This window comes from Actinotalea subterranea, from assembly GCF_008364845.1.
Taxonomy (GTDB): Bacteria; Actinomycetota; Actinomycetes; order Actinomycetales; family Cellulomonadaceae; genus Actinotalea; species Actinotalea subterranea.
This window is the reverse complement of record NZ_VTTP01000010.1, coordinates 53,157-65,335: the sequence shown is the minus strand read 5'-3', so window position 1 is coordinate 65,335 and position 12,179 is coordinate 53,157. Positions and strand designations below refer to the sequence as shown.

Annotated in this window: 10 protein-coding genes; all 10 read left to right on the top strand. The window is 69.6% G+C overall.

What is annotated here, in order from left to right; translation table 11 throughout:
• Positions 1-79 precede the first annotated feature (79 nt).
• The 10 genes from FZ988_RS15000 to FZ988_RS14955 all read left to right on the top strand — a co-directional run bounded on the left by FZ988_RS15000 (position 80) and on the right by FZ988_RS14955 (position 12,178).
• A complete protein-coding gene (locus tag FZ988_RS15000; protein ID WP_149204847.1) occupies positions 80-1,750 on the top strand; it encodes a GspE/PulE family protein in 1,671 nt (556 codons plus the stop codon).
• 100 nt (positions 1,751-1,850) lie between these two features.
• The gene (locus tag FZ988_RS14995; protein ID WP_246169544.1) at positions 1,851-3,497 is read left to right on the top strand and encodes a type IV pilus twitching motility protein PilT; all 1,647 of its coding nucleotides are present in this window, start codon (positions 1,851-1,853) and stop codon (positions 3,495-3,497) included.
• Positions 3,497-4,726 (top strand): type II secretion system F family protein, encoded by a 1,230-nt coding sequence (locus FZ988_RS14990; protein WP_149204846.1) that lies wholly within the window; start codon positions 3,497-3,499, stop codon positions 4,724-4,726. The genes FZ988_RS14995 and FZ988_RS14990 overlap by 1 nt, the downstream gene beginning before the upstream one ends.
• 154 nt (positions 4,727-4,880) lie before the next feature.
• Positions 4,881-5,333: a type II secretion system protein gene (locus FZ988_RS19035; RefSeq protein ID WP_246169543.1), complete on the top strand. Its 453-nt coding sequence runs from the start codon at positions 4,881-4,883 to the stop codon at positions 5,331-5,333.
• Between the two features lie 80 nt (positions 5,334-5,413).
• Positions 5,414-7,249, top strand: a complete 1,836-nt coding sequence (locus tag FZ988_RS14980; protein WP_149204845.1) for an Ig-like domain-containing protein — start codon at positions 5,414-5,416, stop codon at positions 7,247-7,249.
• A complete protein-coding gene (locus FZ988_RS14975; protein ID WP_149204844.1) occupies positions 7,249-7,929 on the top strand; it encodes a PulJ/GspJ family protein in 681 nt (226 codons plus the stop codon). Before FZ988_RS14980 ends, FZ988_RS14975 begins: the two co-directional genes overlap by 1 nt.
• Positions 7,926-9,515, top strand: a complete 1,590-nt coding sequence (locus FZ988_RS14970) for an RICIN domain-containing protein (RefSeq protein WP_149204843.1) — start codon at positions 7,926-7,928, stop codon at positions 9,513-9,515. Before FZ988_RS14975 ends, FZ988_RS14970 begins: the two co-directional genes overlap by 4 nt.
• Positions 9,516-9,529: 14 nt before the next feature.
• On the top strand, positions 9,530-10,321 hold the full coding sequence (locus FZ988_RS14965; RefSeq protein WP_149204842.1) for a prepilin peptidase: 792 nt from the start codon (positions 9,530-9,532) through the stop codon (positions 10,319-10,321).
• A 106-nt stretch (positions 10,322-10,427) separates the two neighbouring features.
• Positions 10,428-11,483, top strand: coding sequence for a type IV pilus assembly protein PilM (gene pilM / locus FZ988_RS14960; RefSeq protein WP_149204841.1), 1,056 nt, complete (start codon positions 10,428-10,430; stop codon positions 11,481-11,483).
• Positions 11,480-12,178 carry a PilN domain-containing protein gene (locus FZ988_RS14955; protein WP_149204840.1) on the top strand — a complete coding sequence of 233 codons (699 nt, stop codon included), beginning with the start codon at positions 11,480-11,482 and terminating at the stop codon, positions 12,176-12,178. Before pilM ends, FZ988_RS14955 begins: the two co-directional genes overlap by 4 nt.
• Position 12,179: the final 1 nt, after the last annotated feature.

Genomic DNA, 12,179 nt, shown 5'->3' with positions numbered 1-12,179 from the left:
GATAGGGAGGGTGGACCGTCGTTGGCATGCGCCGCCGACGGTCCTGCCCCCTGGACCGCGTGTGCTGGAAGGACCCCCGTTGAAGCAGCTCGGAGACATCCTCCTCGACGAAGGTCTGGTCACGGAGGGGCAGCTGATGGCTGCCCTCGACGAGCAGGCGGTGCGGGGCGACTCGCTCGGTCGGGTTCTCGTCGAGATCGGGATGCTCACCGAGGCGCAGCTCGTGCGCGCGCTCGCGAACCAGGTCGGCATGGAGTTCATCGAGCTCTCCGACTACCCGGTTGACCGGAACGCCGTCGCGCTCGTCCCCGGTGCGCTCTGCCGGCGGCACACCGTCCTGCCGATCGCGATCAGCGAGGGTGCGCTCGTCGTAGCCATGGCGGACCCGGGCAACGTGGTCGCCGTCGACGACGCGCGCGCCATGTCGGGAGTCCACGTGCGCGCCGTCGTCGCGACGCACGACGACATCCTCGCCGCCATCGACAGGTACTGCCGCGCCGACGACGAGCTTGAGGACCTCACGTCCGCGTTCGAGGACGACACCCCGGATCTCGACACCGACCTGTCGAAGGTCGGCGACGTCGTCGACGACGCGCCGATCGTCCGGTTCGTCAACCTCCTGGTGACGCAGGCGATCCAGGACCGCGCGTCCGACATCCACATCGAGCCCGCCGAGCACGACCTGCGCGTGCGGTACCGCATCGACGGCGTGCTCCACGAGATGCAGCGTGCGCCGAAGCAGATCCAGGGCGGCGTCATCTCGCGTCTCAAGATCATGAGCGACATCGACATCGCCGAGCGTCGCAAGCCGCAGGACGGGCGCATGTCGATCACGCACAGCGGCCGCAAGATCGACCTCCGCGTCGCGACCCTGCCGACCGTGTGGGGCGAGAAGGTCGTCATGCGAATCCTGGACAACTCGACGGCCAGCCTGGACCTGCGCGACCTGTCCTTCCTGGAGGACAACTACCAGACGTACCAGGAGTCCTACACGAAGCCGTACGGGATGATCCTGGTCACGGGGCCGACCGGCTCGGGCAAGTCGACCACCCTGTACGCGACCCTCAACGCGGTGTCGCGTCCCGAGATCAACGTGATCACCGTCGAGGACCCGGTCGAGTACCGCCTGCCGGGCATCAACCAGGTGCAGGTGAACCCCAAGGCAGGGCTCACGTTCGCCGGCGCGCTCAGGTCGATCCTGCGCTCGGACCCTGACGTCGTCCTGCTCGGTGAGATCCGTGACCACGAGACGGCGCAGATCGCCATCGAGGCGGCACTGACCGGTCACCTCGTGCTGTCCACCCTCCACACGAACGACGCGCCGAGCGCCGTCACGCGGCTCGTCGAGATGGGCATCGAGCCGTTCCTCGTCGGCTCGGCGCTCGACTGCGTGGTCGCGCAGCGCCTCGCGCGGCGCCTGTGCCCCAAGTGCAAGGAGGCGTACGGCCCGAGCGAGGTCGAGCTCATCGCCGCCCGTTTCCCGTGGAGCCCGGGGGAGGAGATCCCGACGCTGTACCGCCCCGCGGGGTGCTCGTCCTGCTCCGGTACCGGCTACAAGGGCCGGATGGCCATCCATGAGGTCATGCGCGTGACGGAGGACATCGAGCGGCACGCCGTCGCGCACTCGTCGTCCGCCGACATCGGCCGGACGGCCCGCGAGCAGGGGATGATCACGCTCCGCGACGACGGCTGGACGAAGGTCCTGCTGGGGGACACCTCCATCGAGGAGATCCTTCGCGTCGTCGCGTGACCTGCGAGCGGCACGGATCCGCTCAAGCCCGACGGCTGCCCGGTCGATAGAACCACGGGTAGCCCAGCACAACCTGCGCTGTTCGATCGAGAGGCCCGTCGTGAACGAGTACCACCCTGCGAACGGCAGCGAGCCGGTGCACCCCTTGGCGCCGCCACCGCTCGCTGCAGCCGCGCCAGACGCCCGCGTGGTCGACGGCCGGTACCGCCCGGCAACGGGGGAGACCCCGGTTCCGCCGGCCGGGTACACCGACACGTCCCGCTCCGGTCCCGCGTACCCGTCGCACGCCCCGGTCCAGCCGTCGCAGGCCGCCCCGTACGCGCAGGCGGTACCGCTCGGCGGTCCGAGCCCCTTCGGGGCCGCCGGCCAGCCTGGCGCGGCGCCCGCCGTGCCCCCTGTCGCGCGCCCGCTGGCGCCGTCCCTGCCCGTGCCGTCGGCGACGGCGGCCCCGGCTGCGTACCCGCCCGCACCGCCCGCCGGCCCGCCGCGCGGACAGGCGGGACCGCCCGCCGGACCTGCCGCGCCCGCGGGTGCCCCGCCGGAGCAGCGCACGACTCGTCGGAGCGCTGCAGGCACGTCCCGCGTCGGCCTCGCGCAGGCGATCGAGCAGGGCGACATCGACCTCGACAACGCGCTCCGCGCGATGATCGAGCTGGGTGCCTCCGACCTGCACCTGACGTCCGGCGCACCGCCGATGATCCGCCAGGACGGCGGTCTGAAGCCGCTCGAGGGCTTCCCGACGCTCTACCCGGACTCGCTCCAGCGCACGCTCTACGCGATCCTCAGCCAGCGTCAGCGCGAGACGTTCGAGCAGGCGCTCGAGCTCGACTTCGCCTACGCCGTACGGGGAGTCTCCCGGTTCCGTGTCAACGTCTACCGCCAGCGTGACTCGCTCGGCGCGGCGTTCCGCACCATCCCGTACGAGATCAAGCCGCTCGAGGACCTCGGCGTGCCTGCCGTGGTCGGGAACTTCGCGGGCCTGCCGCGTGGTCTGGTTCTCGTGACGGGCCCGACGGGCTCGGGCAAGTCGACGACGCTCGCGGCCCTGATCGATCTCGCCAACCGCACGCGCAGCGACCACATCATGACCGTCGAGGACCCGATCGAGTTCCTCCACCGGCACAAGAAGTCGCTGATCAACCAGCGTGAGGTCGGTGCCGACACGCACTCGTTCGCGAACGCGCTCAAGCACGTGCTGCGCCAGGACCCGGACATCATCCTCGTCGGCGAGATGCGCGACCTGGAGACGATCTCCGTGGCGCTGACCGCCGCGGAGACCGGCCACCTGGTCTTCGCGACCCTGCACACGCAGGACGCGGCGCAGACGATCGACCGCGTCATCGACGTGTTCCCCGCCCACCAGCAGGACCAGGTGCGCACACAGCTCGCCAGCGCGCTCCAGGGCGTCGTCTGCCAGACGCTGTGCAAGCGCGTCGGTGGCGGCCGTGCGGTCGCGACCGAGGTGCTGCTGGCGACACCGGCGGTCCGGAACCTCATCCGTGAGGGCAAGACGCACCAGATCTACTCGGCGATGCAGGCGGGCGCCAAGCAGGGCATGCACACCATGGATCAGCACATCGCCGACCTTGTGCGCAGCAACCGCATCTCCTACGAGGCCGGCCTCGAGAAGTGCCATCACGTCGAGGACTTCAACCGCCTCGTCGGGCGCACCTCGAGCGTCACGCAGGGCATGACAGCCGCGATGCAGGCCGACCCGATGTCGCCGAACTACGGGATGGCGATCTGATGGCCACCGCGACCAAGGTCTTCGAGTACGCCGTCAGGGACTCGGGCGGCAAGCTCGTCAAGGGCCGCATCGAGGCGTCGAACCAGAACGCCGTGGTCGGTCGCCTGCGCAGCATGGGCATGGCACCGGTCTCGATCACCGAGGTGTCGACCACCGGCCTGCAGGCCGAGATCAAGATCCCCGGCCTCTCGGACCGGATCAGCCTCAAGGACCTAGCGATCCTCGCGCGCCAGCTGGCCACGATGATCAACTCGGGCCTGTCGATCCTGCGCGCTCTGTCGATCCTGGCGGACCAGACCGAGAACAAGGCCCTCGCCAAGATCGTTGGCGGTGTGCGGAGCGACGTCGAGACGGGCTCCGCCCTCTCTGTGGCCCTCGGCAAGCACCCCGAGGTGTTCCCGCCCCTCATGCTCAACATGATCAAGGCGGGCGAGGTCGGCGGCTTCCTCGACCAGGTGCTCGTCTCGGTCGCCGAGAACTTCGAGTCCGAGGTCAAGCTGCGCGGCAAGGTCAAGTCCGCGATGACCTACCCCATCGTCGTGTTCGCGATCGCGATCCTCGCCGTGGTCGGCATGCTCCTGTTCATCGTCCCCATCTTCGCGAACATGTTCGCGAACCTCGGCGGCGAGCTGCCGCTGCCCACGCAGATCCTGGTCACGCTGTCTGACTGGATGAAGATCGGCGGGCCCGTTCTCCTGGTCGCAGCCGTCATCTTCTCGTTCTGGTGGGCGAAGAACAAGCACAAGCAGTCGGTGCGGGACAAGGTGGACCCGCTCAAGCTCAAGGTGCCGATTTTCGGCAAGTTGTTCCAAAAGATCGCAGTTGCCCGATTTACCCGCAATTTCGGCACCATGATCCACGCCGGCGTCCCGATCCTGCAGGCCCTGAGCATCGTGGGTGCGACGAGCGGCAACGTGGTCATCGAGCGCGCGACCAAGGACATCGGAGACTCGGTGCGCAGCGGTGAGTCCCTCACGGGGCCGCTGTCCAAGCACCCGGTCTTCCCGCCGATGGTCGTGCAGATGATGGCCGTGGGCGAGGACACGGGCGCGCTCGACGAGATGCTCGCGAAGATCGCGGACTTCTACGACCAGGAGGTCGAGGCGACGACCGAGCAGCTCACGTCGCTCATCGAGCCCCTCATGATCGCGGTCCTCGGCGGCATCGTCGGGACCATGATCATCGCGCTGTACATGCCCATCTTCAACATCTTCGAGCTCATCGAGTAGTGGGGCTGGCGCCACCGTCTGGGCCGACCGGGTGAAAACGCGCATGTGTCCGGGCTCACGCCTCAAGGTCTGCGCGCGAGGCTCCGATGAACTGCACGTATCACTCAGGCGCCGGGAACCCGGCGAATTCACTCTGCACACGAGAGGGAGCGCAATGATCTCGCGCATCCGCAAGTCCATCGACGAGAAGGACCAGGGCTTCACCCTGATCGAGCTCCTCGTTGTCATGATCATCATCGGCATCCTTGCCGCGATCGCCATCCCGGTCTTCCTGAACCAGCGCAAGTCCGCTGTCGACTCCTCGGTCAAGTCGGACCTCCGCACGGTGGCCACGACGATCGAGACGGTGGTCGTGGACACGCAGAAGCAGCCGAAGACCGTCGCGCAGACCGCAGCCGGTGCCGCGGTCGTCGTGACGCCGGACGTCGCGTCGCCCACGGCGATCGACGTCAAGGTCAGCTCTGACAACGTCGTGACGTACAAGGTCCAGGCGGACGGTGGCTACTGCCTCAAGGGCTACAACGCCAGCGGCAACGCGAAGAACGACGGCACGGCGATCACGTACAACAGCACCGGTGGCGGCCTCAACGTCGCCTGCGGCGCCTGATCTGACCGCTTGATGGGCCGGGACCGCACGGTCCCGGCCCATCGACGGTTCCGCACGAACAGCTTCGGACGAGGACGGCGATGCCCAGACTGCCGCGTGTGATGCGCCCGCTCCAGGACGACGAGAGCGGCTTCACGCTCATCGAGGTCGTGGTGTCCCTCGTCCTGCTCGGCATCGTCGCCACCGCGTCGCTCTACTTCTTCCTCGAGGGCACGCGCACCACGAGCCACCTCCAGCGGTCGCAGAACGCGGTGGCCGTCGCGAACGAGGCGATGGAGCGCGCCTACGGGCTCGACCCCAAGGACAAGATCGGTACGACGACCCCCTCGATCGTCGTGGGACGCGCGCAGGCTGACGTCGTCTCGGCGTGGAGCACCGCGTCCGGTCTCGGCGCGGAGGGCCTCGCGCAGAGCTACGCACTGTGGGACCCGACCGCCACGAGCTCCAGCGCCGCAGCGCTCCCGGTCAAGTACGAGACCGAGCACTCGGGCCAGACGTACAACGTGACGACGCTCGTCGGGAGCTGCTTCCGGGCCCGCAACACGGTGGCGACGGACCAGACCTGCCAGAAGCTCCCCGGGTACGCGAGCGACCCCGGGGACGCGGCCACGCCCGCCGCCATGGTGCGCATGCTGCGGATCACGACGCTCGTGACGTGGGAGCCGACCGCGGGAGAGTGCACCGGAGGGCTGTGCAGCTACCAGCTCAGCGGCCTCGTGGACCGCTCGGGTGACCTCAAGTGGAACCAGGTCGTCGAGCCGGTGGCGGTCAACGACTTCGAGAACTTCGTGATCAACGAGCCGCAGCGGGAGATCAAGGTCCTCGCGAACGACCTCATGGGCCCGGTGGGCTCGAACCCGGTCCAGGTCCTGAGCACCCCGGCGCAGGGGACGCTCACGGCGCCGACCGGAGCCGGCGTGCTCAAGTACACCGTGCCGCCCAACGCGTCGGGCATCTTCACGTTCACGTACCGCATCAAGGACGCCCGGGGCGCGCAGTCCGACCCGGGCACGGTGACGCTCACGATCCCGCCCCAGTCGAGCAACGACTCCGTCCGCGTCATGGCGGGCCAGTCCAACCCCATCGACATCCTCGCGAACGACCTGGGCACCAAGGCGACCGTGGCCGTGACCGCGGCGCCCGGCCGTGGGTCCCTCACGATCTCCGGTACCGCCGTGAGCTACAAGCCCAACGCGGGCGTGACGAGCGGCACCGACTCGTTCACCTACACGTACACGGACCCCTCAGGCCAGGTGAGCCCGCCCGCGACGGTCACGGTGAAGATCGACAACATCGCCATCCAGGACCGCACGATCGCCATCACGCACAGCGCGACGCTGCCCCAGTGGACCGACCTCACGCCCATGCTCACCGCGGGGAACACCGACCTCGCGACCATGCGCGTGATCGTCGCCGGGCCCAAGCCTGCCGACGGGACCCTTCAGGTCGACGGCGCGACGTACAGCTCGGGCACGAGCGCTCCGGGCACCGTGGTCCGGTACGACCCCGCGAACAAGGTCGGCACCTACACGTTCCAGTACGCCCTCGCCCGCACGGACGGCTCGGTGAGTGCCCCCCGGAGCGTGACGATCCAGGTGCTCCCGTCGGGTACGCCGGAGGACGTGGGCTCCTTCAAGCGGAACACCAAGCCCGTGTTCGACCCGGTCGCGCGCCTCGGCGCCAACGACTTCCCGGTCGTCGGCGGCGCGAGTGCCACCGAGATCGTCCTGGGGACGCCGAGTGCCAACTGCGGCTCGTTCAGCACGAGCTCGGGCACGACCTACTACAACGCACCTGACGTGGCGTGGAACAGCTCGCCCAAGTCGTGCTCCGCGACGTACACGATCCAGGGCGTCGCGCCCAACCAGATGCTCGCCTCACCGCCGGTGACGTTCACGTGGCAGGTGTACCGGTGATGGCCCGGCACCCCGCCGACCGTCCGGCGGACAAGGACGCAGGCCTCACCCTCGTCGAGCTCCTCGCCGCGATGGGCATCTTCACGATCGTCATCGTGGTGTTCATGGGTGGCCTCATCACCATGACGCGCAGCACGGTGCGGGCCCAGGACGTCACCGACGCGGGTGACGCCGTGCGCATGGCCTTCCAGACCATGGACAAGCAGATCCGCTACGCGTCGGCCGTGAACCGGCCCGGCGTCGGCCCGAGCGGGTCGCACTACGTCGAGTTCGTCGCGACCTCGCTGCCCGACGGCCAGGACCCGCTCTGCACGCAGTGGCGCTTCGACCCCACCGCCCGGACGCTCGCGTACCGGACCTGGCGTGACGTTCCGACCGGGACGCGGACGCCCTGGCGTGTCATCGCCGACGACGTGCGCAACGACCTGACGGCCTCGCCCCCGGACGTCCCGTTCGCGTTCGACCCGGCGGGCAGCGCCGGGCTGACCCACCAGCAGCTCCGGGTGAGCGTCGACGTCGGCCGTGGCGTGGCCGGCTCGACCCAGGTCGTGGGCGCCGACGTCTCCACCGCGTTCGTCGCGCGCAACAGCTCGTACTCCTCGCAGAGCAACGCCGACACCACCCCGGCTGACGGGGTCAGCGACCACCCGATCTGCTCGAGCCACCTGGACCGTCCATGAGATCCCTGCTCGCCAGCCTGCGCCGGCGTCCCCTGTCACGCACCGCCCGGAGCGGAGACGAGGGCGTGGCGATGGTCACGACCCTGCTCGCGATCATGATCACCGCGATGCTGAGCATCCTTCTGCTCGGCATCCTCATGTCCCAGGCCCTGCCGACGACGTACGTCCGTGCGAGCAGCCAGACGGTCTTCGCGGCCGAGGCCGGCGTCAACGCCGTGGTGGGCCAGATCCGCACGGCCGCCGCGCCGCCGGACGCCACGAACACCGTCTACGGCGACCGCGGCAAGCTGCCCTGCACCGCCCAGGGCCCGGTCGACGGCGCGGGTGCGACCCTCACCTACTCGGCGACGGTCCAGTACTTCGTGACCGACCCCACGGGCAAGAGCGCCAGCTGGGTCGCCACGAACGCGATCCCGTGCACGCCGGGGACCGGGCCGAACAAGGACCCGGGCTACGCGCTCGTGACCTCGACCGGGCTCGGCGACGGCGTCGCCGGCATGGACGCGGACGCCGGCGACCGCACCGTCTCGGTGATCTACGAGTTCCAGGTGACGAACAACAACATCCCCGGCGGCCTCATCTACAGCTTCGAGCCGAGCAAGACACCTGACCGCTACTGCCTCGAGGCCGAGTCCGCGACCGTGGGTGCGTTCGTCAAGTACGTCCCGGCGGTGGACTGCGGGACCAACGACGTGCACCAGCTCTGGATCTACGACAAGGACTACCGCATCAAGCTCGCGAGCACGACGCTCGTCGGCATGGGCCTGACCCCCCTGTGCATCACGGCCACGCCGAACGGCTCGACCGCCGTGAAGGCGACCCTCCAGGTGTGCAAGGCGGGGAACGACGCGGCGCGCTGGAACCAGCTCTTCAGCTGGGAGGGCGGTGCCAAGTGGCGGGGGCAGAAGGACTCGATCATCGGCGGCTACTCGGACTACTGGCTGTCCTCGGGCCAGAAGAGCGACCCCAACGGCAAGTACCTGCACATCTGGAACCAGTCTCCGTCGAACAACGAGTGGGGTTCCTTCAACCCGGACCCGCGCGTCGGCGCCGGGGCGGCGGGTTACGAGACCCACCAGATCGTCAACTACCTGGAGTTCGGGCGGTGCTTCGACGTCACCGGTGAGCAGGTCGGCTCGTCGTTCATGATCGTGTACCCCTGCAAGCAGGACCCGATCCCAGGCCAGCCGAACCTGCTCTGGAACCACAAGTGGTACTACAACGAGCCCCCGAGCAACGTCGGATCGACGGCCGCGCAGCCGATCTACATCATGCAGTACAACGACCCGGGCAAGAAGTACTGCCTCGTCTCGCCCGGCACCGAGAACGGCTACGTGACCCTCACCAGCAGCTGCAACCCGAACCTCGCGAGCCAGAAGTGGGTCCGGCGCGCGAACACCGGTAGCTACGACACGTCCTACACGTTCACGGACTCCTGGGGCCGGTGCATCGGGATCGGCGACAAGTACGACAACGCCTGGTCGAAGATGACGACCCAGACGTGCAACAGCGGCCTCGGCCAGAAGTGGAACGCCCCGCCGATGACGATCTCCGCGTCGCTCGACGGCTACCAGGAGCTCCCCTGAGCGCGGTGACCGGCATGGACCCGATCGTGCTCGTGACCCTGGCTGCCGCGTTCCTCGGGCTGCTGGTCGGATCGTTCCTCAACGTCGTCGTGTGGCGTGTACCTCGCCGAGAGTCCGTGGTCTCGCCGCCGAGCGCCTGCCCGCAGTGCGGGGCGCGCATCAGGGCGCGGGACAACGTGCCCGTCCTCTCGTGGCTCGTGCTGCGGGGCAGGTGCCGTGACTGCGGCGCGCCGATCTCGCGGCGGTACCCCCTGGTCGAGGCGTCGACGGGCGCCGTGTTCGCGCTCGTGATGCTCCGCTTCTGGACGGACCAGCCGTGGGCCGTCCCGGCGTACCTGTACCTCGGGGCGATCGCTGTCGCGCTCGCGCTGATCGACCTCGACGTGCACCGGCTGCCCGACGCCATCGTCCTGCCCGCGTACCCCGTCGTCGCGGTGCTGCTCGCCGCCGCGTCCTGGGGCTCGGGGGACTGGGGCTCGCTCCTGCGCGCCGCGATCGGCGCCGCCGCCCTGTTCGCCTTCTACGGCTTGCTCTGGGTGGTCTACCCCGCCGGGATGGGCCGCGGCGACGTCAAGCTCGCGGGCGTCGTGGGTGGCGCTCTTGCGTGGCTCGGCTGGGGCTCGCTCGTCGTGGGCGCGTTCGCCGCGTTCCTCGTCGGTGGCCTGTTCGCCGTCACCCTGGTCCTGCTCAGGCGGGCCGGGCGCAAGTCGGGGATCCCCTTCGGTCCGTGGATGATCCTGGGCGCAGCGATCGGCATCGGCTGGGGTGAGGCCCTCTGGTCCGCGTACCTGGGCCTGATGCTGTGACGCACCCGCCGCCGGGCAGCACATCGCGCGGCGGTAACCCTCAAGACAGCCCGTGCATCGCCCGATAGTCATCGAGCAAGCACTTATCGACAGGTGAAGGACGGCCATGGCCAAGTCGCATGTGATCGGGCTCGACATCGGCTCGACCGCCGTTCGCGCCGTGGAGCTCATGTTCTCCGGGGGGCCCGGCAAGGGCGCCGCGACGCTGGTCCGGTACGCCGAGCTGCCGCTGCCCCCGGGCGCCGTCCAGGACGCCGAGGTCGCCGAGCCCGAGACCGTCGCCAGCGTGCTGCGCGAGCTGTGGAAGGTGGGCCGGTTCAGCACGCGTGACGTGATCATCGGCGTCGGGAACCCGCGCGTCGTCGTCCGTGACCTCGACCTGCCCTGGATGCCCATGGCACAGCTCCGCGCGGCCCTGCCGTTCCAGGTCCAGGAGCTCCTCCCGATGCCGGTCGAGGACGCCCTGCTCGACTACTACCCGACGGGCGAGTCCGAGACGGGCACCGGTCGCACGCTGCACGGCGTCCTCGTGGCCGCGACGCGCCAGACCGTCCGGTCGAACGTCATGGCCGTCGAGAGCGCGGGCCTGCGGCCCCAGATGGTCGACCTGAACGCCTTCGCCCTCCTGCGGTCGCTCGCGCGCGGCGAGCTCGCCGAGCAGGTCGTGGCGATCGTCGACGTCGGCGCGCGCGTGACCAACGTCATCGTCGCCGCGCGTGGTGTCCCGCGCTTCGCACGGACGCTGCCGTCGGGTGGCCAGGACGTCACGGACGCGGTGGCCGGTCACCTGTCCATCGCGGCGCTCGAGGCGGAGAAGCTCAAGCGCGAGATCGGGATCGGCTTCGCGGTGCCCGCGGAGCTGAGCGCGGGGGCGAACGCGATCTCCGAGGTCACGCGTGGCCTCGTCGAGGCGGTGCGCAACACGTTCGTGTACTACCAGGGCAACAACCCCGGCGCGGGCATCGACGTCGTGCTCCTGACGGGCGGTGGGGGGCACCTGCCCGGCCTCGGCCAGTACCTGTCCACCGCGAGCCGGCTGCCCGTCGCCTTCGGTGACCCGCTCGTCCACGTCAAGGTCGCCGGCACGGCGACCGGTCAGCTGCCCGCCTCGGGTTCGCTCATGGCCATCCCCATGGGTCTCGCGTACGGAGTTGCCGCATGAGCGCCCCCACCCTCGCCCCGGTCCGGCGTGCGTCCGTCCCCGGCGCGCCGCCCGCCCCCCAGGTCAACCTGCTGCCGCCCGAGGTGCGCTCCACCCGGCAGTTCGGGCGCGTCCGCGGGTGGCTCGGCGTCGCGATCCTCGTGACGATCCTGCTCGCAGGCCTCATGTTCGTCTTCGCTGCGTTCTCCGCGACCCAGGCGCAGAACGAGCTCGCCGAGGTCGAGGAGCAGAACGCCAACCTGACCGCCCAGCAGGCCGAGTTCGCCGAGGTGCCCCGCGTGCTCAACCAGCTCAAGGAGGCGACCGACGCCCGTACGCTCGGCATGTCCACCGAGACCGTGTGGCGCCAGTACTTCTCGGCGATCGCCGCGACCGCGCCGGCGGGGGTGAGCGTCGACGGCATCAGCGTGACCACCGTGACGCCCGCGTCAGCGGCGCCGATCGCGCCCACGACCGACCCGCTCGCGCCCCTGGCCACCGTCGGGATGATCACGTTCGACGCGCGGTCCCTGACGCTGCCCGACACGTCGCAGTGGGTCGAGCAGCTGGCCGGCGTCCGCGGCTTCACGAACCCCTGGTTCAGCTCCGCGCAGCTCGCGGACGACGACGGGACCATCTACTACCAGGTGAGCGGCACGATCCTGCTCACGGCGGACGCGTACGCCGAGCGCTTCGTCGCCGAGGAGGAGAGCTGAG

Excerpts from the sequence above, each read along its gene's own strand:
- FZ988_RS14955 (WP_149204840.1), top strand. The coding sequence starts at position 11,480 with ATGAGCGCCCCCACCCTCGCCCCGGTCCGGCGTGCGTCCGTCCCCGGC.
- FZ988_RS19035 (WP_246169543.1), top strand. The coding sequence starts at position 4,881 with ATGATCTCGCGCATCCGCAAGTCCATCGACGAGAAGGACCAGGGCTTC.
- pilM (WP_149204841.1), top strand. The coding sequence starts at position 10,428 with ATGGCCAAGTCGCATGTGATCGGGCTCGACATCGGCTCGACCGCCGTT.
- FZ988_RS14970 (WP_149204843.1), top strand. The coding sequence starts at position 7,926 with ATGAGATCCCTGCTCGCCAGCCTGCGCCGGCGTCCCCTGTCACGCACC.
- FZ988_RS14965 (WP_149204842.1), top strand. The coding sequence starts at position 9,530 with ATGGACCCGATCGTGCTCGTGACCCTGGCTGCCGCGTTCCTCGGGCTG.
- FZ988_RS14980 (WP_149204845.1), top strand. The coding sequence starts at position 5,414 with ATGCCCAGACTGCCGCGTGTGATGCGCCCGCTCCAGGACGACGAGAGC.
- FZ988_RS14990 (WP_149204846.1), top strand. The coding sequence starts at position 3,497 with ATGGCCACCGCGACCAAGGTCTTCGAGTACGCCGTCAGGGACTCGGGC.
- FZ988_RS14975 (WP_149204844.1), top strand. The coding sequence starts at position 7,249 with ATGGCCCGGCACCCCGCCGACCGTCCGGCGGACAAGGACGCAGGCCTC.